Here is a 25,128-nt window from a genome sequence, read left to right on the forward strand (position 1 = left end):
CGTCCCAGGCAAGACCTCGTGCAAAAAAGGATGTTCTGCGTAAATCCGGCTTTCAGTAATGGGCCAAGACGCGTTCCCGCACCCGTTGCAGATGCTGCGCCATGGCCGCTTGCGCGCGATCCGGGTCACGTGCCTGCAGCGCCGCGACAATCGCCCGGTGGTCTGTTTGCCCCGGTGCTCCGCGCCTTGGAATGAGCTGCCGCTCGAAAATCATCGTATATCGCCGCATATCCGCGATCGTCTGGGCCAGAAACGGATTGCCGCTGTTGAGACCGATGGCGCCGTGCAGTTCGTCGTCGAAATCGGACACGACATCCGCGGGCGGATCGGTCTCCGCTTCGATCCGCGCCAAAATGCCATCCAGCCGCGAGATTTCTTCCAATGAAATGCGCGTGCTTGTGAGCGCTGCTGCGCTTGGCTCCGTCAAAAGTCGCAATGCGATACAATTGAGGTAGTCTTCCAGTGAAATCACCCGAACAGCGAGAACACCGCGAGCATTGCGCACAATGAGCCCCTGCCCTTCAATGCGACCGATCGCATCGCGCAGGGGCGTTCGCGAAACGCCCAGTTTGGCCGCAAGCCGGCGTTCCTGAACAATCGTTCCGCCAGGCAAATACCCGTTCAGAATATCGTGATGCAAACGGCGGTAGACGTCCTCCGCGAGGCTCGTTCCGCTTGGTGTTACCTCATCGCTGGCGTCATTCACGAGCATGTACCCTTATTGGATTCGATATAGTATATAGACGGTATACCAAGATTGCATGTCGGAGGACGGCGAAATTTCAATGATGCAAGAGCGCGGCGTACGGGACGGGGTTCAGGATGGCAGCCCGCACAGCTTGGCAACGCTGACCTACAAGGCCGTGTCCGATATGATCCGGCACCGTCAACTCCGCGGCGGTGACATTGTCGTTGAGGCGAGACTAGCCGAATCGCTGGGCATTTCCCGCACGCCCCTGCGGGAAGCGTTGCAGCGCCTGGAAGGCGAAGGCCTCGTGCGCAAAGGCGACGGGAGAAATTACGTCGTTCGCCGCGTGGATGTCGGCGAGTATCTGCAAAGCCTGAAGCTTCGCCAGTTGATTGAGCCCGAAGCAGCCGTGCTCGCATCAGGCAGCATCCCTCGCCGGACACTCATCCTGGTTCGCCGGGAAATTCAGGAACTGATGGGCGCCACGACGTATCACACGGATGCGCACTGGTTTTCCGACGACAATCTGCACAACATGATTATCGACTATTGCGGTAATGGCGTCATGGCCAAGGTGCTCCGCGAACTGAGGGCCACGACGCGGCTTTTCGAGATCGACCGCCTAAAGGAGCGGCTATTGCCCGACTCGACGGAGCATCTGGTGATCGTCGAAGCGCTCGAAAGCGGTGATCCACAAGACATACGCGCATCCGTGCATTCGCATATCCAAAGCCTTATCGAATTCATGCGGTATCATTTGGGAGCTAACGGCTCCTAGAACCACTCCTTTGTTCGTCTTTTACACTGTGTTGAAATGTCGCCTATAGAGCCCCACGGCGTGCCGGATGATCTGGGGTGAGAATTGGTGCCGGGCCTAGGAACTCGGCTGCATGCGCCCGCCCTAGATGTTTGATCCCGGGGTTTGATGGTGCGATCCTGTCTGTCGATTGGAGGGATGCGCTATGGGCCAGGTTCTTTACGGGTGCGCCACAACAACAGAGGCAATCGTCGAGCGGCAGCAACGTGTGCCGCCGGAACGCGACGATGACCGCTTCCGCCTCTACCGAAAGGCTGGTCGAGCGCGGGTCCCTCGGACCTCTCGACAACGCGAGGAGCAAGCTCATGCAGAAGACTTTTACTACTGCCGACGTGACGATTCGCGAAGTGCCCTCCACGTCGGTGGCGATCATGGAGCATCGGGGCGACCCGGCGACGCTCGGCGCCACCATCCATCGGTTCGTCGCGTGGGGCAAGGCCGCTGGCCTGCACCCCAAGACAAGCCCAACGGCGTTCCGGGCGGCGTCCTGCGTCGCCTACCGATTATAGCGTGGAGCTTTGTGTCGGGACGGACCAACCGATCGAGGCGAACGGCAAGCAGATCAAAGCCGGCAAGATCCCTGGCGGACGCTGCGCGGTGCTGCGTGTCGTCGGCAACACCGACAATCTGGAGCCCGCCGCGCTCTAGCTTTATCGCGACTGGCTTCCGGCCAGCGGCGAGGAAGCACACGACTTCCCGACCTATTGTCAGCGGCTGAGCTTCCTCCCGGAGGTGCCGGAGCATGAGACGGTCGCGGAACTGTTTTTGCCGCTGAAATAGCACCCTCTGACGGCGGCCTGTCCCTTCCTATCGCAAGAAATGGACAGGCCGTTATCCACCCAATCTCGATCTTTATGGGTTCACGGCCCAATAGGGGCTTTTTCATATGTGGAACGTATATGGACATCCAGACATGACAATGCCACCGAGGATTATTACCAGGTCCACTTGAGGCCGGCGCGACCACCGATCGCATAGCTGCGGCCGTTGTCGATCGAATGATCGTAGAAGGCCGAACCGAAGAACGCGACGGTCTTGGTCAGTTGTGTCGACGCTCCCGCCTCCACCTCGCCCCAAGTGCCGCCAAGCGTGCCATTGAGCAAGACTGGATTTAAGCCATTAAGGCTACTGAATGTCGCCTGCGGCTTGTTGATCATGAAATCGTGCCACACGTTCACACGCATCCAGATCGTCGCCAGTCGCCCGTCGGCGAAGGCCAGCGGATGAGTGAGGCGCGCACCGATCCGGCCACGTACGTCATCGGTACGACCAAAGGACGTGTGGCCGTAGGCGTCGGTGCCACTACCCAAATCCACATGCTGATAGATTGCCTGGACCTGCGGCTCGATCGTCCAGTCGTTCGAGCCAACCTTGATCGGATAGCCTGTTTCGATCGAAGCGATGCCGCTCCAACCGTCCGTCGTCATGCCGCTATTGGAGCCACTCGCATGAATGCGATCGAAATAGGTTCCTTGCAGTATATTATCGACATACCAGCCAGCTTGGCCGTAATGAGTCGAATAAGCTCCAAGTGACTCGCCCGACAGATCGATTTTGCCGGCGTCGCCGCTGTCATAAATATTTTTCACATCGGCATGGGCGAGGCCATAACCTAGATAGACACCGGCACGATCGCGCGAGCCGTCGCTATTGTCTTTGTGCAGGACATCGAAGCCGACTTGAATGCCACCCATGCCGTAGTCGTACTGCGGTCCCTTGCCGTTAAGGAAGGCATTGTTGGTACTCAAACCATAATTGCCGCTCGGTTTCTGGGTGCCGTATTCGCCAAAAATGCGACCCCACATGCCATGGGTCTGATAATCGGCGATCTCCTTATTACGAGCGTCCGTGTAATGCGCGACCTTATCGCCGGGAACAACGCAGCGGTAACGGACTCTTTTTTTCGGGTCCTCGCACCAAGTCGTCTGTACCGGCGCGGCAGGAACGGCCGCCACTGCCCGATAATCGACAAGGGTGCGAACGTCCAGATTGTTGACCATCGCAAAACCGAGCTGGTTCGCAACTTCTGGGTCCGCCAGATAAACTGGCACTTCAGATCGATACATGGGAACGGTCGGTTCCGGTGTGGACGAAGCGGTTGGTGATGTCCCTGGCGGCGTCACAGGCATCTGATCGCGCAAATACCAGCTTTGGTTATTCGCATCCGCGCCCACGCCACCAAAGAACAGTTTATATTGATAGGCGCCCGAAAGCGCGGGACGGGCGAGGGCGAAAGCGGTCGCTGTCGTGGTTGCGCCGTTTAGCGCCTGCACGACTTGAATGCCATTGGCGAACGTGAGGGCCCCGGGCCCATTGACGTTCCTCACATCGAGATAGGTCGTGCCGCTTGCAGCGCCGCCTTTCAAAACGAGTTTGTCCGAGGGCGATCCGTCGGTGCCAAGATAGGTGTTGAGCCGTAGTGTGCCGCCCTGACCGACATAATTGCCGGCAACGGTCAATGTCGTGCCAACGGAATTACCCCGTAGGTTGGTTGCCACCAGGCCGGCGTTGGTGAGCCCCGCCGCGGTTTGGTTGATGCCGTTGGCATCCAGCGTGCCGCCACTGTCGACAGTAAAGTTGGAGCCAGGACTGAAAGCGCCAGACGTGCCGGCTTGCAATGTGCCTGCAGAGACCGTTGTCGCACCCGTATAGGTGTTCGCGCCAGCCAAGACCATTGTGCCGGTCCCAATCTGATTGACAGCACCGGTGCCCGAGATGGTGCCAGGGAAGGTCAGCGTATCGGAACGATCGAAGGTAAGAGCACTATTGTTTGTCACGCCGCCGACAATGCTGCCACTCGTGCCGCCATTGCCCAACTGCAGCGTGCCCGCTGCAATGGTCGTGCCGCCGGTGTAGGTGTTGGCTCCTGTCAAGACCGTTGTGCCGGCCCCAATTTGATTGACTGCGCCGGCGCCGGAGATGGTGCCAGGGAAGGTCACGGTGTCGGAACGATTGAAAGTAAGAATGCCATTGTTCGTCACGTTGCCGACAATGCTGCCACTCGTGCCGCCATTGCCCAACTGCAGCGTGCCCGCCGCTATGGTCGTTCCGCCAGCATAGGTGTTCGCGCCGGTGAGGGTCAACTTACCCGTGCCGGTGCCGCTGCTGTCGGCGACCGTCAGCCCACCAGCGCCGGCCATGCCTTGCGCGACCGTCGTCTGGACGCCGTTGGTGTCGATCGTGCCGCCGCCGGCAAAGCCATTGTTGGCGGCGTTCAATGTGATGGCACGGGAAGAGGAAAGGTTGAAGCTACTCAAGAATTGCAGCGTGCCGCCATTGAACGTAATTGGCCCGGTCGCCGCGCCGAGTGCCGCATCGCTGCCAACGGCGACGGCACCCTGGTTGATGTAGGTTCCACCAGAATAGGTGTTTCCGCCGGCCGCACTGGGCGCTAGCACGAGCGTGCCGGAATCGAGTTTCATGACGGAGCCCGCGCCACTGATGAGGCCGCTATAGGTGCCGTTCGTGGTCTGCGTGAACTGGACCTGCCCGTTATCAGTGATGACGGGAGGAAGGTTTTGCGACGAGGCCTGCAGAATACCTCCCTGGTCCACCAACATCGTGCCCGTGAAGCTCGTGTTGTTGCCAGCAGCACCCGAAAGCACGAGCGTGCCAGCTTGCACCTCGGCCGTGAGGGGACTGCTGCCGCTGATACTATTGAGCGGGTTCGTTATCGTCCAAATGCCGGAGTCCTGCTTCGTCAAAGTCTGAAAATTGGTGATCGTGGGCAGCGTATCGGTTCCTGTGCCACTCAGTATCAGGGCGTTGCTTCCACCGCCGCCATTGATACTGCCGCTGACTGTGGAGCCGGTAACGAGGTTGAGCGTGTCATTGCCGCCCGCAAAAAGCAGGCTGCCTTTTACAGCGCCCATATTCGTAAAGTTCACGGCACCATTGCCGGAGGCGCCCATCACGTTCGCCGTGAGGCTGGGTCCTTGGATCACGCCGCCGACTTCGTTGATGACGGTATTGGTGCCGCTCGTGTTCTGAAACCAGATCGCCGCTGCGCTATCGGCACGAATCGTTCCGTAGTTGTCGATGACGTTGCCACTGCCTTCTGGATTCACAGCCTCGGCTGAACCCTGCGTACCAGCCGCGTACAGCAGGCCGCCGGCTTGTATCGTCAACCTGCTGTTATTGCGAAAGTCGATGGTGTTGGCGCCAGTGCTGTAAAGGCCATTATTGCTGACCGCCGTGTTTTTGACCAATCCGCCGCTCGCGATCGTGATCGTGGCATTGTCGCTCACGCTGATCGCACTTGAATCGCCGACTACAAGCTGAGCGTTCGGCCCAATATTCACCGTGGCGCCGGACGCGTTGCTCGGTCCTGTGCCGATGATCGTCGTGTAGGGGTTAGGGGACGTGGTATCGCACGTCGTTGTGTTACTGCTGGTGACACAATTGGCATGCGCCGGAGACGCGGCGAGGAAAGTAGCCGCGCCGAATCCCGCTGCAGCAAGCAGAGCGAATGAAGCAGTGGAGCCGAGTAATCGGCCTGTCAAAAGACGGAGTTTCTTTGCGTCGGATTTTACATGGCAAAGATTTGCAATTCTAAATGGCTTACTTGAAATCATTATTCTTCCCCCAAAGTTCGAATGAACTACAAAAAATGCGGTCTAATCGCCGGAAACGTCTTAATTGATCCGTTGTATGCGAAGAGTGTCCGTCGTCGCCGACATCAATTCCTTCGCGTTATACTAATATAATATGACGCGCAAGTGTGGGCTGTGTGTATGTCGAGCAGTTTTTGCGTCATACCGTTACTCGGTAGAATCGGATCGCGTTTAGACCGTAAACGGCAGCCCGTTGATCGGCCGAAAGAGCCGGATCGAGAACCCCGCGGAGGGCATTGAGCGCTTCAGCATAGCTGCCTGCCTGAAGGCACACCGGCCGGTCGCTGCGAAACATCAGGCGGTCGGCGCCGAACACAAGCAGCGCCGGATCCTGCTGCAGGCAATCCCGGCAGAGCGGCTCCCCCCGTGGCGGGCGACATCCAATGATAGTCGCCGCGGGCAACCCGCCGGAAGTGATGGTGCGCGTCGACAAGAGGGGCGGCCATGGTTTTCGCCCGCCGACTCAGCGGTCATCGTAGACGTGCTGTTTCCGCGAACCGAGCCCAGCAATGCCGAGTTCAACGATATCGTCGGGCTTGAGCCAGCGCTGCGGCTTCATACCCATGCCCGCGCCGGGCGGTATGCGGGTAGAAATGATGTCACCGGGATGAAGCGACATGAACTGCGAGAGATAGGAGACGAGGTGGGCCACGCCGTAGACCATGGTCTTGGTCGAGCCATTCTGCATGGTCTCGCCGTTGACCGTCAGCCACATGGAAAGGTTCTGCGGATCGGCGATCTCGTCCCTGGTGACCAGCAAGGGACCGGTCGGTCCAAACGTGTCACAGCTCTTGCCCTTGATCCACTGGCCCTGGCTTCATTGCTGAGCCTTCCCTTGAAGAATGATTTGGGCCCGTCTCCTACCATTCCCTCTTGCGCGACAACGCCTCTCGCTTTCGATCGGGTAGTCGCAGAGGGATTGCTTTTGGATATTACATTAGTATAATGCCGGCCTTAAATTGGTGTTGAAACTGAGCCGATTGATTTGTACGCGCCTAGAGCCCAGTGTTGTGCGATTTCGACGCGGAACACGTGGCAGCAAGCGATGGGACAAAGGCCATGGCTTCGAGAACATCGGACACACCAGGCAAGCCACACGCAGCGCAGGAGGCCAACGACAGGTTGACCGAATTCCTGCAAGGCGTGTCGCTCAACAGGGCTATCCCATTGCGGGACCAGGTCTATGCGCTCGTCCGCAAGGCGATCGTTACCGGTAAACTCGCGCCAGGTTCACCCGTCAACGAAATCGAGATTGCATTGAAGCTCGGCATTTCCCGCACTCCGGTTCGCGAAGCCGTCAAGAAGGTCAGCGATGAAGGTCTGATCGAAGTTTTCGCGCAGAACGGTACCTTTGTCGCCGATATCAGCCGCAAGCAAGTCGAGGAAGCCTACATTATCCGCATCGCCCTTGAGCTTGAGAGCATTAAGCGGGCGGCCCTCGTCATCGAGGCGCATCATATCCAAGATCTGGAAGACATCATCAATGCGCACGAGACCGCAGTGAAACGCTCGCGTTTCGATGAAGCGATCACGCGAGACGATGACTTTCACCGCTACATTGCCGAGGTGAACGGCTTCACCATGTTGTGGAAGGCTGTCGACGTCTCAAAAGCGCAGATGGACCGGTACAGGCTGTTGGCCCTGCCCTCTCCTGGCGCCGGTGAGGAAACGATCGTCCAGCATCGCGCAATCCTCGACGCGCTCGCAAAACGCGATCAGGCAGGCGCTATGAAAGCGCTAGAGACGCATCTCGAGACGTCCTTGCGCTGCACGATCTCCTTGCTCGAAGCTGGGCCTGCAGACAGCTCGCCGCTGATCGCCTGACATCCCGCTTCCGGCTGTCGTGAGGTGCCGATGGCCAGCGCATATCGCTAGACCTTTAAGCCTTATACTAGGCTGCGGACCTATTAAATTAGGATGAGATGCGATTCACAGCGTCCGGATTGGGAGACTGTGATGGTGATTTGTTTCTGCTGAGTGAGCGCCAGATGGCGCGCATATCGCCGTGTTTTCCGTTGGCGCATGGCGTGCCGCGGGTTGGCGATCTTTGCGTTGTGAGCGGGATCGTCTATGTCATCCGCAACGGCTTGCAGTGGAAGGACGCACCGAAGGGCTACGGTCCGCACAAGACGCTCTACAACCGTTTCATCCGTTGGCGCCGACGTGGCGTGTTCGATCGGATTTTCGCCAGCCTTGCGGCGGAAGGGCCGAAGCCAGAGCGCATCATGATCGGTTCCACCCATCTGAAGGCGCACCGAACGGCCGCGAGCCTGCTAAAAAAGGGGTTCTTTCCCACTCGATTGTTCATAGACATGCTAACACATTGAATTTACTAAGGAAAATATTTTTGAGCCCAAATACTACCGACCTGCGGGCCGTCAAATAGCTACGCTCTTGATTTCGTTGAAGAGTTTCCATTAGCCCCTGCAGCCCATCTATCGACTACTATCGGCCGTCGAGGTGCACGTGCATATCTGACAGAGGGAGCGCGAATGCTTCCAAAAGTACCGTCAGCGCCCCTTCATGAGCATCTCCAAACCCTCGCGAACAGGCGAATTCGAGGTTCATCAAACATCCTCCAACCACAGGAGGATAGACATGACCAATAAGCCCAGCCGCGTACGCGTCCTGATGATGCCCTATCATGATGACGGAGACAAAGATCCCGTTGGATATTCGGGTCCCGCAACCGTCCTAACAGGCCTGCCGCGAACGATAAGGCGGCACGAGTTGCAGCTCATCGTGCCGCTCGCCGAAAGCACCATTTACGAGATGGAGAAGCGCGGCGAATTCCCTCACCGCTTCAATCTCACGCTGCGATGTGTCGTGCGGGACCTTGAAGAGGTCGGAGCATGGCTGGAGCAGCGCCGCCAGGCTTATATTGAGGGTCGCGCGAAGATCGCGCCGGGGCCCGACGTCCATCGGCGCAAGAGCCGTCCGGTTAAACGGACCGACGGCGGATCGATCTAAAACGGAGGACCATCGCGTCAGCACGGGCGCGATGGCCCACTCATCACGACGACAAGCCACTTAGCTCGAACCGCCTCCGTTCCTTCAAAGCCAAGTGATCGCCCATTTCACCTGAAGGAAGGATCGAGAGGCAACCCGACGTTCCTCGCTGCGTTGGGTATTGCCACTAACAGGAGGATTCTCATGTCGCACCGATCGGAAGCTCGCGGAGTTCACAAAGGCGCTGACGACTCATGATGTCGAATGTGAAATCGTTCGTGAGCTTCCCTATGACATCAAGCCGGGAGCGCTCCTGACACGGATCAGGGAACGACTGCCATGGGCCCGGAAGCGGACTTGCGGCTTCGAGGCCTGGAATGTGCGAAGCGGACATTCAGGAGCCCCCAAGCATCGACAGCGCGCAAAACAGTCGCGGTTGACCCGTCGAGATCCTCAGCATTTTGATGGAAGTGCCCTGCCACGTCGGCGCTTCCAACCAAGTCCGTCCAATTGGGGTCAGCCAATCTCGATCACGAGCTTGCCTCTTGCGCTGCGGTCCTTGATTGCCTGGTGCGCAAGAAGGGCCTGGTCAAGGCTGAAGCGGCGGGGATCCAGCTGAGGGATCACTTGTCCGGCTTCTACCAGCCTCGTCGCCTCGCGCAGTATCTCGCCATGGTGCGCGCGTCCCTCGCCGGACAGTATCGGCAGAAGCGTAAAGACGCCGGAATAAGTGGCGGCGCGGAAGGATAGCGGCGCCAGCGCATGCGTGCCCCAGCCGAGGCAGCTCACGACATGCCCGAAGCGGCGAACCGCCTTGAAGGACGTGTCGAGCGTGGCCCCACCGACCGTGTCGTAGACGACGTCGAAGCCGGCTCCCCCGGTATGCTCCGCGACATAGTCCTCAACAGTCCGCGTCTTGTAGTCGATCGGTGTAGCACCCAGCCCCGAGATGAATTCCGCCTTCGCGGACGAATCCACCGCGAAGACCTCGGCGCCCAGGGCAACAGCGATCTGGATCGCAATATGTCCGACACCTCCGGCGCCCTGAATCAGCACCTTCTGGCCTGCATGCACGGATGCCCGATCGACCAGCCCCTCCCATGCGGTGATGAAGATCAGCGGCAGGGCTGCGGCTTCCCGCATGCTGATATTGGCGGGCTTCAACGCGAGTAGGTCAGCATCGACGGCCGCATATTCGGCCAGCGAGCCCTGTAACCCCCCAACGCCGCCGGTCATGCCGTAGACCTCGTCGCCAGGGCGAAAGGTCGTTACGCCCGGGCCGACCGTCTCGACACGACCGGCGAGATCAATGCCGAGGATTGCCGGCAGCGGGTGGCGGGCATGAGTAGCCTCACCGGCGTGGATCTTGGCATCGAGCGGATTGACGCCGCTCGCCTTTATCCGCACGAGCACCTGGCCGGCATCCGGCTCGGGACGGGCAACGGGCCCGATTTCGAACGGGGCGTCGTAGGTCTTGAGAACGGCTGCGATCATTGTTGTTGAGGTCGACATGGCAAAAGTCCTTTCTCGCGTCATTTCATCAACACGATATTTGGTGCATGCCGTCTTGTATTGAAATCAAAGATATTGAACGATTATCATTCAATTATGGATGGACAAAGCCATGGAATGGAGCGATCTCCGCATCTTCCTCGCAATCGCCCGAGAGGGGACGCTGGGTGCAGCGGCGCGGAAAATCGGCCAGACCCAGCCGACTATGGGCAGGCGACTGCGTGCGCTCGAACATGCCGTGGGGCACACATTGTTTCAGCGCACCGCCGACGGGTTTGTTCTCACGAATGAGGGTCAGGCCATAATGGGCCACGCGGAACGCATGGAGGAGGAAGCGCTGGCGGTACAGCGGCAGCTGGCCGGTACGGATTCGGAATTGGAAGGGATGCTCCGACTATCCTGCTCGGATTGGTTCGGCGTGACGGTGCTGGCACCGGTCCTCGCCGAGTTCGCTAGTCGCCATCCGCGCGTCGTTGTCGAACTGCTCACCGACCAACGTTTTTACAGTCTGCCGCGAAGGGAAGCGGACCTCGTCTTCCGGATCCGGCCATTCGACGAGGCCGAGGTGATCTCTCGACGGCTGTTGCGCATGGAATACGGCGTCTATATCCGCGCCGGCCAGCCGCACCCTGTGCCGGGCAACGGTGCGGGCTGTGCTATGGTACTGATGGATACGGCGTTCGGCGGCATGCCCGACGTGGCTTGGATAGAGCGAATGTTGCCGAAGGCACATGTAGTCCTGCGGAGCAACAATCGCGAAGTCCAGGCTCGGCTCTGCGCCTTAGGCGCTGGGATTGCCGTGCTGCCACGCCCGCTTGGGGATCCGACGGCCGGTATCGAACGTGTCGATCTTGGAGAACCGCCGCCGACACGCGATACGTGGATCGGCTATCATCGGGACATGCGGCGCATGCGGCGTCTCAGAGCGCTGGTCGATCTAGTGATCGAGCGGCTGGCGAATTGATCGTCGCTTTCGAATGTCCATCGCAACCTCCTTGGTTCCGGTATTGCGACGACCGGTTGAATCCGCCAAATACGCGAGCGACCAGTTCCAGTGATTGATGGCGGATACAGCATCGTCTGCTCGATGAGCCGCGCCGGCAACGTCTGGGACAACGCTGCGATGGAGAGCTTCTTCTCCTCGCTCAAGACAGAACGAACAGCGCGCAAGACCTACCGGACGCGAGACCAGGCCAAGGCCGACGTGTTCGACTACATCGAGCGCTTCTACAATCCGCGACGGCGTCATTCGACCATCGGCTATCTCAGCCCGATGGAGTTCGAAAAGCTGGCGTCGTTAGCTTAGGATGGTGGCCACCAAATCGGCGACAGCTCATTCATCTGGTAATAGGTGAGTCCTTAACGCACTGGACCTTAGCGCGAGTCAAATTGTTTGCATATGACAGATCGATGCGAGAACTATCGACAACTATCGCTGGGATAAGATCGCATATAACCCGCTACCCTACTCTACTTTACTCCACAGTACGCACCGTCACTCCCACTCGATCGTCCCCGGCGGCTTCGACGTCACGTCATACACCACCCGGTTGATCCCCTTCACCTCGTTGATGATCCGCGTCGCTGCGCGGCCCAGGAAGTTCATGTCGAAGGGGTAGAAGTCGGCTGTCATGCCGTCGATCGAGGTCACCGCGCGCAGCGCGCAGACGTGGTCGTAAGTGCGATAGTCGCCCATCACGCCCACCGTGCGCACCGGCAGGAGCACGGCGAATGCCTGCCAGATCTTGTCGTAGAGCCCGGCCTTGCGGATCTCGTCGAGATAGATCGCGTCGGCCTTGCGCAGGATGTCGAGTTTTTCCTTCGAGATCTCGCCAGGACAGCGGATGGCAAGGCCCGGACCCGGGAACGGGTGGCGGCCCACGAAAGCTTCCGGTAGCCCGAGTTCGCGGCCGAGCACGCGCACTTCGTCCTTAAAAAGTTCGCGCAAGGGCTCGACGAGCTTCATCTTCATGCGCTCGGGCAGGCCGCCGACATTGTGGTGGCTCTTGATCGTCACCGACGGGCCGCCGGTGAAGCTGACGCTTTCGATCACGTCCGGATAGAGCGTGCCTTGCGCGAGGAATTCGGCGCCGCCGATCTTCTTCGCTTCGGCCTCGAACACTTCGATGAACAGCCGACCGATGGCCTTGCGCTTGGCTTCCGGATCGGAGCCGCAGCGCTCCAGTTCAGCGAGGAACATGTCCTCCGCGTTCACATGGACAAGCGGGATGTTGTAATGGTCGCGGAAAAGCCGCACCACCTCCTCTGCTTCGCCGAGGCGCATCAGGCCATGGTCGACGAAGACGCAGGTGAGCTGGTCGCCGATCGCCTCGTGGATCAGCACGGCGGCCACCGCCGAGTCGACGCCGCCCGAGAGGCCGCAGATGACCTTGCCCGCACCGACCTGATCGCAGATCTTGGCGATCATCTCTTGGCGGTAGGCGGCCATGGTCCAATCGGATTTGCAACCGCAGATATTGTGCACGAAGTTGGAGAGCAGTTTCGCGCCGTCGCGCGTATGCACCACTTCGGGGTGGAACATGGTTGTGTAGAAGCGGCGCTTCTCGTCCGCCGCGACCGCGAAGGGCGCGTTTTCGGAGGTCGCCTTCACCTCGAAGCCGTCCGGCAATTGGGTGACGCGGTCGCCATGGCTCATCCAGACCGGGTAGGCGCCGCCCTTCTGCCAGATGCCCTCGAACAGGGGCGAATCGGCGAGAACCTGCACGTCGGCGCGGCCGAATTCCGCCGCATGGCCGCCTTCCACCGTGCCGCCGAGCTGATGGCACAGCACCTGCTGGCCATAGCAGATGCCGAGAATCGGCAGGCCTGACTCGATCACCACCTGCGGCGCGCGCGGGCTGCCTTCGGCCGGCACCGAGCCCGGACCGCCGGAGAAAATCACGCCCTTGGGCTGCAATTTGTCGAATGCCGCTTGCGCGCTCTGAAACGGATGGATTTCGCAATAAACGCCGCTTTCGCGGATCCGCCGCGCGATGAGCTGGGTAACCTGCGAGCCGAAATCGATGATGAGGATTTTATCGTGAGCGGTCGTAGCGGCCATATCTCGTCCTTCCGTGCCAAAGCGACCGCATAGAGGAAATCACGCGGAACTGGAACGAAAAATATGGGCAGTCAGGCCGATTTTGACGCGCGACAGCCATGCGGCATTTGCCTCATTCCTTGGCCATCAGCACGGCGACATAGAACCCGTCGGTCCCGGCGGTCCGCGGCGAGAGGCGGAGGCCGGGGCCATGCGCGGAAGCGAAGCGGGCGAGGTCGGGCAGTCCGGCGGCTTTCGCCATTTGCTCGGCCGGCACGGCGGTAAAGTTCGGGTGCTGCTCCAGAAAGCTTTTCGCCTGCGCCTCGTTCTCCTCAATCAGGATCGAACAGGTCACATAGACGATGCGGCCGCCGGGTTTTACGAAGCGCACCGCATTGGCGAGCACCTCCTCCTGCTCGCGCCGCCGCGTCTCCAGGGCGCCCGGCCGCATCCGCCATTTGGCGTCCGGATGGCGGCGCCAGACGCCGGTGCCGGTGCACGGCGCATCGACGAAGACGAGGTCGCACCGCCCGGCGAGATCGGCCAGCACGTCGACCTGGCCGCGCGGCGGGCGGGTCTGCACATTGCGCGCGCCGGAACGCTCCAGCCGGTCGAAAATCGGCGTCAGCCGGCGGCCGTCGGAATCATGGGCGTAGATCTGGCCGCGATTGTCCATTTGCGCAGCCAGCGCCAAGGTCTTGCCGCCGCCGCCGGCGCACAGGTCGAGCACCTGTTCGCCAGATTTTGCCGCCGCCAGCAGCGCCGCGATCTGTGAGCCTTCGTCCTGTACTTCCACGAGGCCTTTCACATAGGCGGTTTCCGCCAGCATCGACGGCCCGCGCCCGTCGCTGCCGACGGCAATGCGCAAGCCATAGGGCGACAAAGGCGTCGGCTCAGGCTCCAAATGCTCCAGCAATTTGCGCGCCTTATCGCGGGCGCCCTTCAGCACATTGACCCGCAGATCGACCGGCGCCCGTGTGGCGAGCGCCCGCCCCTCCTCCACAGCATCCGCGCCAAAGGCAGCCCCCAGCGACGGCGCGAGCCAGTCGGGATAATTGCCGGCGATATGATCGGGTGCGCCTTCGAGCAACCATGCGCCGATCCGCGCCCGTTCCGCGTCGTTCAAAGGCTCCGGTGCGAAGCGCTCGCCGGAGAACAGCGCCTCCATCCCGGCGACGTCCAGGCCGCGTAGATCGTGCAAGGCGCCGATCAGCAGAGCCCGCGGCTCGTCGCTGCCCATCGCATAGGCGGAGGAGGCACGGACCCGCAGCGCATCAAAGGCGAGATTCGCAATCGCCGCCCGGTCCTTCGAACCGGCGAACCGGTGCGCGATGCCCCAATCTTTCAGGGCTTCCGCCAGGGGACGGCGTTGCCCGAAGGTCACACCGAGAATTTCAATAGCAGCGGAAACACGGGCGGAAGGGGTCATCCGAAAATCGCCATAATTAAAACACGAAAGCGCCAAGACCGCCTTGACATTCGGGTGCGCGCGTCGTTTCACATGCAGCGCAACCTTGCAACTCCTAATCTGGGGCTTATTCAATGAAACGTGTTATTCTCTCTGTCGCCGCCATCGCCTTGGTGCTGAGCGTCACCGCCTGCGCACAGCCGGCGCCGGAACCCGCTCCCGCGCCGCCGGCCAAGAAGTGCCTGGACGCGAAGACCCGCTTGGAAAATCACAAGGGTTGCCACGGCGAGCAGCAGTAAGCTCGCAGCCTCTATTGAGATGCGCGAAGTCCGGGGTAGCTGTCTACCCCGGATTTTTTATGGTCAAAAGGCTTTGGCTAATATTGCGCGGCGACGCGCACGTTCCAGCCCGCGACCGGCGTGCAGCCCGCGCTCGCCTCGGAGCCGAAGCGATAATGGCCGTTGCAAGCCATGGCCCGCGCCGGGCGCCCAGTTTGATTAAACATGTCGTATCCCACCTGCAACTCGCGCCAGAAGCCGCCCCATGGGCTGCTGAAGGAATGCATTGAGATATTGTAGGACGTCATGCGGAACGGATAGATCTCGACTGGCACATCTTTCTGGCCGTGCCGGATGGCGGCTTCGACGAAGGAATAGATTTCCGCAATCCCCTTGTCGGTCATGGCAAAGCAGCCGATCGACACGCAATTGCCATGCACCATGATCAAGCCGCCGGAGCGCCCGTTCTGCCGGTCGACGGCATTAGGATAGCCGATATTGAAAGCCTTGAAATAATTGGAATTCGGCTGGAGCTGGCTCGCCGAGACAGCATAGAAGCCTTCCGGCGATTGATAATCTGCTTCCTTCTGCTTCGGTCCAAGGCCGCCCGACATTTGGCAGATCGGGAAGGATTTATAGAGCGAATAGCGGCCGTCCCGCTCGGTCCACAGCTCCAACTGCTTCTCTTCCTTGAAGATGCGGATGGCCACCGGTGCCCCCAGCGTCGGCGGTTCGGCAACGCGCAGCGACGAGGTCAGGCTCTGAAAAATCGATGGCGCCGCGGCAACGGGCGGCTGCGGGGCATAAGCCATGACGGTCGCCGAGGGAGCCGGTTGCGCGGCAACGGGAGCAGCCGGCGCCGGCGGTGTCACACTCGCCCGCCGCTCCAAAGTGCGAAAGGGGTTGGGCACGGGCAGCGGCGGCAATTCGAGACTGGCGAGGACCGGCCTCGCGGGCGGCAGCGGTACGGCTTCCTCATGTGTAGGCTGGGCATTGGCCAGCAAGTTCGACGGCGTCAGATCGACGGGACGCGCCGGCGGAACGGAAGGAGCAGCGGCAATTTGCTCCGGCGTGTCGAGTTCGAACTTGCTTAGCGGCAGTGGCGGCAGATTGGGCTCCCGCGCGGGCACTGCAATGACGGATGGTGTATTGTCTGCGGCGAGCTGCACGGGGGCGATATGCGGCCGCTCGGGCAACGCGACGGCCTGCCGCGACTTTTGCAGGTGAGCGGCGTCTAAATGCAGATATCCAGCAATGGCGAGACCGGTGAAGGCGATAGAGGCAGCACGAACACCCCAGCTCAAGGAACAACGCATCAACATCTCCAAGCCCCCTCTGGAGAATCACCAGAATTGCGGCTGCGATATGATTTCATCTTTCCGCAACATGGTGAAAAAACCCTTTACCATTTTTGTTAAGCTGTTTGAAGGGGCTGGTTTGACGTTCCTTTACGTCCCAAAACGCTTTAGAGAGACCTAAATTTCAAAATAGTCAAAATAACAAAGATAGAGTGGAGCGTTCCCGTGGCCAAGCAGACATCGCCGTCCCCCGCCCCCGTTCACGTGGTCGGCGGCGGCCTCGCCGGATCAGAGGCGGCATGGCAGATCGCATCGGCTGGCGTGCCCGTCGTGCTACATGAAATGCGCGGCGTGCAATCGACACCCGCGCACAAAACCGACGGTCTTGCCGAACTCGTCTGCTCCAATTCGTTCCGGTCCGACGATTCCGAGCAGAATGCGGTCGGCCTCATCCACTACGAAATGCGCGCGCTCGGCTCGCTGATCATGGCATCGGCGGACGCCCATCAGGTTCCCGCCGGCGGCGCTTTGGCGGTCGACCGCGAGGGCTTCTCCCAGCGCGTCAGCGCTCAACTCGCCGCCCATCCGCTGGTCCAGATCGTTCGCGAAGAACTTGCGGGACTTCCGCCAAACGATTGGGATAATGTCATTATCTCGACAGGTCCCCTGACCTCCCCGGCCCTCGCCACCGCCATCCAGGGCCTGACCGGCGAGAAGGAACTCGCTTTCTTCGACGCCATCGCGCCCATCGTCCATCGCGACTCGATCGACATGGACAAGGCCTGGTTCCAGTCGCGGTACGACAAGGTCGGCCCCGGCGGCAACGGCGCCGACTACATCAATTGCCCCTTGTCACGCGAGCAATACCACGCGTTTGTCGAAGCGCTGATTGCCAGCGACAAATCCGGTTTTAAGGAATGGGAAGGCACGCCCTATTTCAACGGCTGCCTGCCGATCGAGGTCATGGCCGAACGCGGCCGCGAGACCCTGCGGCACGGGCCGATGAAGCCGGTCGGCCTCACCAACAAGCACGACCCGACCGTCAAGCCGTATGGCATCGTTCAGCTCCGCCAGGACAATGCGCTCGGCACGCTCTACAATATGGTCGGGTTCCAAACGAAGTTGAAATATGGCGAGCAGGTCGCCCTGTTCCGCATGATCCCCGGTCTCGAACATGCCGAATTTGCCCGTTTGGGCGGATTGCACCGCAACACGTTCCTCAACTCACCCAAAGTATTGGATGAGCGTCTGCGCCTCAAGGCGCAATCGCGACTGCGCTTTGCCGGGCAGATCACCGGTTGCGAGGGCTATGTGGAAAGCGCGGCGATCGGCCTCGTCGCAGGCCGGATGGCGGCGGCAGAACACAGAGGCGAAGTCTTCGCCCTGCCGCCGGCAACGACCGCTATGGGCGCACTGATCAACCATATCACCGGCGGCCATATCGAGGCGATCGATCAAGGTCCTCCCTCCTTCCAGCCCATGAACGTGAATTTCGGCCTGTTTCCGCCGCTCGAAATTTCGCCGAAAGGCCCTGACGGCAAGCGGCTTAAAGGGCTGGAAAAGGCAATCGCGAAAAAGAAAGCCCTAACTGACCGGGCGAAAGCCGATCTTGCACAGTGGATGCAATCGAACGGCGTGCCGATCGCCGCCGTTGGCTGACGTCAGCGGGCTTTGGCGGCCGCGCGCTGGGGTGTCGGACGCCCCAAGACCACATGTTTGAACAGGCGCCAGGGCTCTCGCAGAATCTGTTTGCCCGCCAGGCCCGCAAGATACATCGGCACCGGAAACGGATGGATGAAGGGCAGGACCATGCCCTTCAAATCCCGGACCTTGGCGGCCTGCAGAAACAGCCGCCACTGAAGGCGGCACTGAATGCTCAACTGATGCTTGCGCAAAATGGCCTTGTCCCTCGCGCTCAAGCCGGGGATCTCAGCCAAGGCATCGTCGCAGTCCCGCAATTGCTCCAAATCGTGTTCGGTATGGCGGCCGGAGAGCGACGCCGTGCGAATGACCGACACATATTTTTGTTGGTCCGAAACCAGAAGAAACGCACCGCCAAGCGCCAGCGCGCGGGCGTAAAGTTCGTAATCCTCGCCGAGCCGCATGTTTTCGCGATAGGCAAGCGCGTGATCCATCAGAAAGCTGCGCCGGATCAGCGGTTTCAGAATGCCGTATTCGGCCCGCTCGCGTTTGCCGCCGGAAATATTGGCGAGAACGAATTGCTGGAAATCCACGAAGCGGGGCGGTTCGATCGTATGGAGCAACGGACTGCCTTCGCCATCGCGCGCCTGCTCATCCACCTGCAAGAGGTTATCGGCGATGAAATCGGCTTTGTCGGCATAGTGCAGCAGGCTTTTCAGCCGTCCCGGCAGAAAAAAGTCGTCTGCGTCGAGAATCGCGATCCATGGCGCGGTGGAATTCTGCAAAGCCCTGTTGCGCGCGACCGAAGGGCCGCGGTTGACCGGCTGGGCCAATATCTTCATCCGCCCGCTGCCATCGTCGGCCCTTTGCGCCTGCCCGATCGTGTCGTCGCTCGAGCCGTCGTCCACGACCACGAGTTCCGCCGTTTCGGGCTCGGCCAGCGCTGATTCGATGGCCCGCGCAATCGTTCCGGCCGAATTGTAGGCGGCGATGATCACCGTCACTTCCGCGGCTGGCGACGGAGCCCCCTCAATTCGGCTCGCGGAGCGCACTAAGCTGAGGTGTCGGCCTGGATTTCCTGGTGCACGCATGAGACTCATAAATCCATAATCAAAAGAAGTTGCGCTCACCGGAACTCCAATCAACCGAAAGGATTATTTCGATTTGCTGCAAAACAATTAGAACTCCGGTGACCGATTTATCGGTGTCTTCGAGGCTATTTAAGTGCGCTGGATCACATCGCTGTCGCGAGTTGGCGAATATCCTGACCACAGCGCCGTTAAGTCTATATGGAATAGTAATTTATGTTCCTGATCTATAATCTCTTTGGCTGATAGGTGTCCGTGTGTCAATGCGCCGTTTTGTCTTGAATACAGGGGCTATATCAGCGGTGAACGTACTGCGCTTGTTTGCGCAATTCTTCGCTGTTCCGATTCTGTCGCGGCTCTTGTCGCCGGCGGATTACGGCCTCATTGGATTGGCCTCGCCGTTTATGTTTTTCGCCATGATGCTGGCCGACGCAGGGGTCGGCACGTCGCTCGTGCGGCATTCGGCGGATGACCACAAGGCCTGGTCCACTTGCTTCTGGATCTCCTCGGGCATGGGTTTTTGCGCCGGCATCGCCATGGCGGGACTCGCTTTCGTTGCGGCCATATTCCTGAATGAACCGCGCCTCGGCCCGATCGTCATGGCCCTTGCCCTTGTCGTCTGCGCGCAGGGCATGACGAGCATTCCGAGCGCGGCGCTGCAGCTAAGCCAGAGATTTCAACTCATCGCCGGCACCGAAGTCGCCGCCACTTTGACCGGCATCGGCACGGCGGTGGTCATGGCGCTGCATGGCGCGGGCGCCTGGGCCTTGGTCGGCCAACAGCTTGCCTTTTTTGCCGCGCGCCTCATCCTGGTGTTCAGTTTTTCGTCCTTTTACCCGCGCTGGGTGTTTTCCTGGCCCCATGCCAAGGAACATGTGCTGTTCGGGCGCGATGTCCTCGGCGTCAATTTCCTCGGCTTCTTCAGCCGTCAGATGGACAATTTGGTGATCGGCAAGGCTTTGGGATCGACCCCCGTCGGCCTCTATTCCATGGCCTTCCAATTCGTTCGCCTGCCATCGATGATCATCACCGGGCCGCTGCAATATGTGATGTACGCGCATTTGAGCAAGATCAAAGATCGGACCGACGCGATCCGTGAGACGTTTCTCCTTCTCACCCGTTCGGTGGCACTGCTGATCTTCCCGATCATGGGCATGGTCGCCGCAGCCTACAAGCCGGTGTTCGACCTGATGCTGTCCGCTAAATGGGAAGCCTCGGCCGAACTCTTCATGCTTGTGGCGCCGGCCGGCGCATTGCAGGCGGTCACCGCGCTCGGCGGCACCACCATGTGGGTGGTGGGGAGATCCGACATTGCGATGCGGACGACCTTCGAATTCGGTGTGTTGTGGATGACGGCGCTGCTGGCATCTGTCTGGTTCGGCATCTGGTGGATCGCGATCGCCTATGACGTCGTGGTTATGCTCTATATACCGCGGGCGATGCATCTCATGCTGCCGCAGATCGAATGCTCGCCGCGGCAATACGCGCAAAGCCTCGTCTCCCCGCTGGCGATCACTGCCGTCGCAATCCTCCTGTTCGAACTCGTTGTCCGGACCGCTGCGCTCAGCGAATGGCATGAACTCTTCATCGCTGGCCTCATCGGCGTCAGCGCGGTCGGCGCCAGCGGCCTCCTCCAGCGCCGCCAATTGATGAACGGTCTGCAGGCCCTGAACGTCGCGGCCACCGCCGCTTCGTGAGGGTCTGCCCCGCACACAGACCGCCTAGATTTTATTGATCGCCCATGCTTTGTATCTAAACGTCTGGGAGCTGAGGGGTTACACCTGATAGCTACGCGGGAGGAGAGCATGGAACTCAATCCTTACGTTTTTTATCATGGCAATTGTGCCGAAGCCCTTGCCTTCTACGAAGCAGCCGGCCTCGGCAAAGCCGGGATGACGATGACTTGGTCGCAAGGGCCGGCCGACATGCAGATGCCGCCGAACTGGGGCGACAAGATCATGCATGCGCGTTTCGAAGGAGACGGCATCGCCTTCATGGCAGCCGACACGCCGGAAGCAGACGAAGGCCATAGGGGATTTTCCATTTCGCTTGGCATGACCGACCTTGCGCAAGCCGAAAAGCTCTTCGCCTCTCTCTCCAACGGCGGCACCGTTCGGATGCCCATGGCCAAGACCTTTTGGGGCGCACATTTCGGCATGTTCACCGACAAATTCGGCGTCGGCTGGATGATCAACTGCGAAGTCAAGCAGTAACAAGGAAGCGACTGGACCCGAATGAACATCGACATCGCCAAACGGGTCTATGACCGCACTTGGAAGCTCGATCCGATCGTCCGCAGCCTATTCGACACGGATTTTTACAAGATCCTCATGCTGCAGCCGATTCACGACCGGCATGCGTCGGTCCAGACAACGTTTACCGTCATCAACCGATCCAAGCGCATCAAGCTCGCCAAGGTAATCGACGAACGGGAATTGCGGGAGCAGCTCGACCACGCCCGGACCCTGCGCTTCACCAAGAAGGAGCTGATCTGGCTCGCCGGCAACACGTTTTACGGCCAGAAGCAGATCTTCAAACCGGATTTCCTCGCCTGGCTCGAGGATTTCCGGCTGCCCGATTACGATCTGCGTCTCGAGAACGGCGATTATGTCTTGCGCTTCGACGCCACCTGGGCCGAGGCGACCATGTGGGAAATTCCGGCGCTCTCGATCATCAACGAATTGAAATCGCGCGCCGCGACCAAACAGATGGGCCGGTTCGAGCTCGACATTCTCTATGCGCGCGCCAAGGCGAAACTGTGGGACAAGATCGAACGGCTGCGGCATCTGCCGGGCTTGAAGATTTCCGATTTCGGCACCCGGCGCCGGCACAGCTTTCTGTGGCAGCAATGGTGCGTCGAGGCGATGAAGGAAGGGCTCGGCGACGCCTTCGTCGGCACGTCCAACGTGCTACTGGCGATGAACAACGATCTGGAATCGGTCGGCACCAATGCGCATGAGCTGCCGATGGTGCAGGCCGCGCTCTGCGACGATGACGACGCGCTGCGTGCGAGTCCTTACAAAGTGCTCGAGATGTGGCGGGACTATTACAACGGCAATCTGCTCATCGTCCTGCCTGACACGTTCGGCACCGCCCCCTTCCTCGCCAACGCGCCGGATTGGGTCGCGGATTGGACGGGCTTCCGCCCCGATTCCAAACCACCTATGGAGGCTGGCGAAGAAATCTACCGGTGGTACGAACAGCGCGGCCGCAATCCAAAGGAGAAATTGGTCATTTTCTCCGACGGTCTCGATATCGATACGATCGAGGAGGCGCATGCCGCCTTCGCGCATCGCATGCGGGTGAGCTACGGCTGGGGCACCAATCTGACCAATGATTTCCGCGGCTGTGCCTCCCATGCCGCGCCGCTGCTCGACTCGATTTCGCTGGTGTGCAAGATCACCGAGGTGAACGGCCGGCCGGCCATCAAGCTCTCCGACAATCTGGCCAAGGCGACGGGGAGCCAGGCGGAGATCGAGCGCTATCAGCACGTCTTCGGTTATGAGGGCAAAGCCTCGCGCGAAGTGACCGTCTAAGCCGGTTCAGCTCCGTGGCTCCGTCGGCACCCGTGCGCGCAGCCTGGATTGGGGCAGCTCGCCCCTTTATCTTGTGAAGAATGTTTTCGGTCCGTTCACCTCCCGGACAGATTTATGCCATATAAGCAAGAGACACGAATCGTTGCGATCAAACGAACCAGGATGCGATATGGCGAGTAATAGTGATCTTTTCGGGGGTGCGGCACGCAAGGTTGCGCCGGCGAAAGCCGCAGCCGAGGCGAAGAAACCCGCAGCGCAGGAAAAGGCCGGCTATACCTCCGCCTCGATCGAGGTTTTGGAGGGGCTCGAGCCGGTGCGGCGCCGTCCCGGCATGTATATCGGCGGCACCGACGAAGCAGCGATGCACCACCTCTTTGCCGAAGTGATCGACAATTCCATGGACGAAGCCGTGGCCGGCCACGCCAATTGGATCGAAGTGATCATGGAAGAGGATGGCTGGCTGTCAGTCACGGACAATGGCCGCGGCTTCCCGGTCGATCCGCATCCGAAATATCCCGACAAGACCGGCCTCGAAGTGGCGATGACGGTGCTCCACGCGGGCGGCAAGTTCGATTCCGGTGCCTACCAGACCTCCGGCGGTCTGCACGGCGTTGGCGTGTCGGTGTGCAACGCGCTGAGCGAGCGGCTGGAAGTCGATGTCTGGAAGGACCAGACCCATTACCGCCAGGCGTTCGAACGCGGCCATGCGGTCACCAAGCTGCAGACCGTAGGCCGGGTCGCCAACAAGCGCGGCACGCGGGTGCGAATGAAGCCGGACGAGGAAATCTTCGGCAAAGGCTGCCGCTTCAAGCCCGCCCGCATTTTCAAAATGTCGCGCTCGAAGGCCTATCTTTTCGGCGGCGTCGAGATCCGCTGGAAATGCGCGCCTGCCTTGGTCGAAGGGACGAATGTTCCCGCTGAGGCGGTATTTCATTTTCCCGGCGGCCTGAAGGATTATCTGACCCAGGAAATCGAAGGCAAGGACCTGGTTGCCGATCAAATGTTCACCGGCAAGGTGAGCAGACAAGGCGGCCACGGTTCGCTCGAATGGGCGGTCGCCTGGCTCGCCGGCGACGACGGTTTCGTCAATTCCTATTGCAACACCATTCCGACGCCGGACGGCGGCACCCATGAAGCGGGCTTCCGCACCGCTTTGCTGAGCGGGCTCAAGGATCACGCCGAGCGCATCGGCCAAGCCAAGCGCGCGAGCGCGGTCACGACCGACGACGTCATGGTGACGGCGGCGGGCATGATCGCCATTTTCATCCGCGAGCCGGAATTCCAGGGCCAGAACAAGAGCCGGCTGATGACGGTCGAAGCTTCGCGCCTTGTCGGCAATACGGTGCGCGACGCCTTCGACCATTGGCTGGCGGCATCCCCGTCGCAAGCCACGAAGCTGCTCGATTGGGCTGTGGAGCGAGCCGAGGAACGGTTGCGCCGGCGAGCCGAAAAGGACGTCGCCCGCAAGACCGCGACACGCAAGCTGCGCCTGCCAGGAAAGCTCGCGGACTGCTCGAACAATTCAACCCACGACTCTGAAATATTTATCGTTGAGGGCGATTCTGCAGGCGGCTCGGCGAAGCAGGCGCGCGACCGGATGAGCCAGGCGATCCTGCCTTTGCGCGGCAAGATCCTCAACGTTGCCAACGCGACCAGGGACAAGTTGAACCAAAACCAGCAACTCGCTGATCTTATTCAGGCTTTGGGCTGCGGTACCGGCACGCATTACCGCGAAACTGATCTGCGCTACGGCCGCGTCATCATCATGACCGACGCGGACGTGGACGGCGCCCATATCGCCTCGTTGCTGATCACCTTCTTCTACCGCCAGATGCCGAAGCTCATCGATCACGGCCATCTTTATCTCGCCGTGCCCCCGCTGTTCAAACTGACGCAGGGCACAAAATCGGTCTATGCGCGCGACGAGCGGCACCGCGAGGAGTTGATGCGCACCGTCCTGACCGGCAAGGGCAAGGTGGAGGTGAGCCGTTTTAAAGGCCTTGGCGAGATGACTGCCCCGCAATTGAAGGAAACGACCATGGATCCGCGCAAGCGGCAGCTCCTGAAAGTCGTGATTGCGCAGGAGGACCGCGATGCGGCAGCCGATTCCGTCGAACGGCTCATGGGCAACAAGCCCGAAATGCGTTTCGCCTTCATCCAGGAACGCGCGGCCTTCGCCAGCGACCTGGTCGATATCTGATGACACGCCGCCCGCGCATGACCAGACTTTAACTTGCCTCACAAAACCCATATTGGGTAG

At 60.2% G+C, this 25,128-nt stretch carries 18 protein-coding genes and 5 pseudogenes; 13 read left to right on the forward strand and 10 right to left on the reverse strand.

The genetic code is table 11. The features are described from left to right. Nucleotides 1–52 precede the first annotated feature (52 nt). Complete coding sequence (locus V9T28_RS11155) at nt 53–712, reverse strand: GntR family transcriptional regulator (protein ID WP_116399032.1); 660 nt, start codon at nt 710–712, stop codon at nt 53–55. Nucleotides 713–785: 73 nt separating this feature from the next. Between V9T28_RS11155 and V9T28_RS11160 the strand changes: the two genes are divergently transcribed. Then, nucleotides 786–1,466, forward strand: coding sequence for a GntR family transcriptional regulator (locus tag V9T28_RS11160; protein WP_116399033.1), 681 nt, complete (start codon nt 786–788; stop codon nt 1,464–1,466). Between the two features lie 216 nt (nt 1,467–1,682). Here V9T28_RS11160 and V9T28_RS11165 read toward each other — a convergent pair. Further along, nucleotides 1,683–1,785: pseudogene (locus V9T28_RS11165) on the reverse strand (IS481 family transposase); the annotation flags it as partial. On the opposite strand from V9T28_RS11165, the pseudogene V9T28_RS11170 reads away from it, so the two are divergent. Then, a pseudogene (locus V9T28_RS11170) lies at nt 1,775–2,285 on the forward strand (AraC family transcriptional regulator); the annotation flags it as partial. The pseudogenes V9T28_RS11165 and V9T28_RS11170 overlap by 11 nt on opposite strands. A gap of 155 nt (nt 2,286–2,440) precedes the next feature. On the opposite strand, the gene V9T28_RS11175 reads toward V9T28_RS11170, so the two are convergent. From V9T28_RS11175 to V9T28_RS11180, 3 genes and pseudogenes are all read right to left on the reverse strand, one after another. Then, nucleotides 2,441–5,752: an autotransporter family protein gene (locus V9T28_RS11175; RefSeq protein ID WP_158554694.1), complete on the reverse strand. Its 3,312-nt coding sequence runs from the start codon at nt 5,750–5,752 to the stop codon at nt 2,441–2,443. A gap of 505 nt (nt 5,753–6,257) precedes the next feature. Beyond that, complete coding sequence (locus V9T28_RS23375; RefSeq protein WP_445242168.1) at nt 6,258–6,413, reverse strand: amidohydrolase family protein; 156 nt, start codon at nt 6,411–6,413, stop codon at nt 6,258–6,260. A 168-nt stretch (nt 6,414–6,581) separates the two neighbouring features. Next, nucleotides 6,582–6,929 (reverse strand): annotated as a pseudogene (locus V9T28_RS11180) (fumarylacetoacetate hydrolase family protein); the annotation flags it as partial. Between the two features lie 248 nt (nt 6,930–7,177). Here V9T28_RS11180 and V9T28_RS11185 point away from each other — a divergent pair. From V9T28_RS11185 to V9T28_RS11195, 3 genes and pseudogenes are all read left to right on the forward strand, one after another. After that, the gene (locus V9T28_RS11185; protein ID WP_199499955.1) at nt 7,178–7,942 is read left to right on the forward strand and encodes a GntR family transcriptional regulator; all 765 of its coding nucleotides are present in this window, start codon (nt 7,178–7,180) and stop codon (nt 7,940–7,942) included. A 98-nt stretch (nt 7,943–8,040) separates the two neighbouring features. Further along, a pseudogene (locus V9T28_RS11190) lies at nt 8,041–8,412 on the forward strand (transposase); the annotation flags it as partial. Between the two features lie 304 nt (nt 8,413–8,716). Further along, nucleotides 8,717–9,088, forward strand: coding sequence for a helix-turn-helix transcriptional regulator (locus V9T28_RS11195; protein WP_116399036.1), 372 nt, complete (start codon nt 8,717–8,719; stop codon nt 9,086–9,088). A gap of 495 nt (nt 9,089–9,583) precedes the next feature. Here the strand turns inward: V9T28_RS11195 and V9T28_RS11200 are convergent, their stop codons facing one another. Next, on the reverse strand, nt 9,584–10,579 hold the full coding sequence (locus tag V9T28_RS11200) for a zinc-dependent alcohol dehydrogenase family protein (RefSeq protein ID WP_116399037.1): 996 nt from the start codon (nt 10,577–10,579) through the stop codon (nt 9,584–9,586). A gap of 112 nt (nt 10,580–10,691) precedes the next feature. Here V9T28_RS11200 and V9T28_RS11205 point away from each other — a divergent pair, with 112 nt between their 5' ends. Both V9T28_RS11205 and V9T28_RS11210 read left to right on the forward strand, forming a co-directional pair. After that, complete coding sequence (locus V9T28_RS11205) at nt 10,692–11,543, forward strand: LysR family transcriptional regulator (protein WP_116399819.1); 852 nt, start codon at nt 10,692–10,694, stop codon at nt 11,541–11,543. A gap of 108 nt (nt 11,544–11,651) precedes the next feature. Next, nucleotides 11,652–11,885: pseudogene (locus V9T28_RS11210) on the forward strand (IS3 family transposase); the annotation flags it as partial. A 189-nt stretch (nt 11,886–12,074) separates the two neighbouring features. Here the strand turns inward: V9T28_RS11210 and guaA are convergent. Both guaA and V9T28_RS11220 read right to left on the reverse strand, forming a co-directional pair. Further along, nucleotides 12,075–13,640: a glutamine-hydrolyzing GMP synthase gene (gene guaA, locus V9T28_RS11215; RefSeq protein ID WP_116399038.1), complete on the reverse strand. Its 1,566-nt coding sequence runs from the start codon at nt 13,638–13,640 to the stop codon at nt 12,075–12,077. A 112-nt stretch (nt 13,641–13,752) separates the two neighbouring features. After that, complete coding sequence (locus V9T28_RS11220; RefSeq protein WP_116399820.1) at nt 13,753–15,048, reverse strand: RsmB/NOP family class I SAM-dependent RNA methyltransferase; 1,296 nt, start codon at nt 15,046–15,048, stop codon at nt 13,753–13,755. 113 nt (nt 15,049–15,161) lie between these two features. Here V9T28_RS11220 and V9T28_RS11225 point away from each other — a divergent pair, with 113 nt between their 5' ends. Next, a complete protein-coding gene (locus V9T28_RS11225) occupies nt 15,162–15,326 on the forward strand; it encodes a hypothetical protein (protein WP_199499958.1) in 165 nt (54 codons plus the stop codon). A gap of 77 nt (nt 15,327–15,403) precedes the next feature. Here V9T28_RS11225 and V9T28_RS11230 read toward each other — a convergent pair whose 3' ends face one another. Continuing rightward, a complete protein-coding gene (locus V9T28_RS11230; RefSeq protein WP_245423872.1) occupies nt 15,404–16,621 on the reverse strand; it encodes a L,D-transpeptidase family protein in 1,218 nt (405 codons plus the stop codon). Nucleotides 16,622–16,828: 207 nt separating this feature from the next. Here V9T28_RS11230 and trmFO point away from each other — a divergent pair, with 207 nt between their 5' ends. Continuing rightward, nucleotides 16,829–18,262, forward strand: a complete 1,434-nt coding sequence (gene trmFO, locus V9T28_RS11235; RefSeq protein ID WP_116399039.1) for a methylenetetrahydrofolate--tRNA-(uracil(54)-C(5))-methyltransferase (FADH(2)-oxidizing) TrmFO — start codon at nt 16,829–16,831, stop codon at nt 18,260–18,262. A 2-nt stretch (nt 18,263–18,264) separates the two neighbouring features. Here the strand turns inward: trmFO and V9T28_RS11240 are convergent, their stop codons facing one another. Continuing rightward, nucleotides 18,265–19,242: a glycosyltransferase family 2 protein gene (locus V9T28_RS11240; RefSeq protein ID WP_158554695.1), complete on the reverse strand. Its 978-nt coding sequence runs from the start codon at nt 19,240–19,242 to the stop codon at nt 18,265–18,267. 392 nt (nt 19,243–19,634) lie between these two features. Here V9T28_RS11240 and V9T28_RS11245 point away from each other — a divergent pair, with 392 nt between their 5' ends. The 4 genes from V9T28_RS11245 to parE all read left to right on the forward strand — a co-directional run bounded on the left by V9T28_RS11245 (nt 19,635) and on the right by parE (nt 25,068). Next, nucleotides 19,635–21,029, forward strand: coding sequence for a lipopolysaccharide biosynthesis protein (locus V9T28_RS11245; RefSeq protein WP_158554696.1), 1,395 nt, complete (start codon nt 19,635–19,637; stop codon nt 21,027–21,029). A 108-nt stretch (nt 21,030–21,137) separates the two neighbouring features. Beyond that, complete coding sequence (locus tag V9T28_RS11250) at nt 21,138–21,545, forward strand: VOC family protein (protein WP_116399042.1); 408 nt, start codon at nt 21,138–21,140, stop codon at nt 21,543–21,545. Between the two features lie 21 nt (nt 21,546–21,566). Then, nucleotides 21,567–22,868 (forward strand): nicotinate phosphoribosyltransferase, encoded by a 1,302-nt coding sequence (gene pncB / locus V9T28_RS11255; protein WP_116399043.1) that lies wholly within the window; start codon nt 21,567–21,569, stop codon nt 22,866–22,868. Between the two features lie 169 nt (nt 22,869–23,037). Then, nucleotides 23,038–25,068: a DNA topoisomerase IV subunit B gene (parE, locus tag V9T28_RS11260; protein ID WP_116399044.1), complete on the forward strand. Its 2,031-nt coding sequence runs from the start codon at nt 23,038–23,040 to the stop codon at nt 25,066–25,068. Nucleotides 25,069–25,128: the final 60 nt, after the last annotated feature.

Source organism: Methylovirgula sp. 4M-Z18, from assembly GCF_037890675.1.
Classification (GTDB): domain Bacteria; phylum Pseudomonadota; class Alphaproteobacteria; order Rhizobiales; family Beijerinckiaceae; genus 4M-Z18.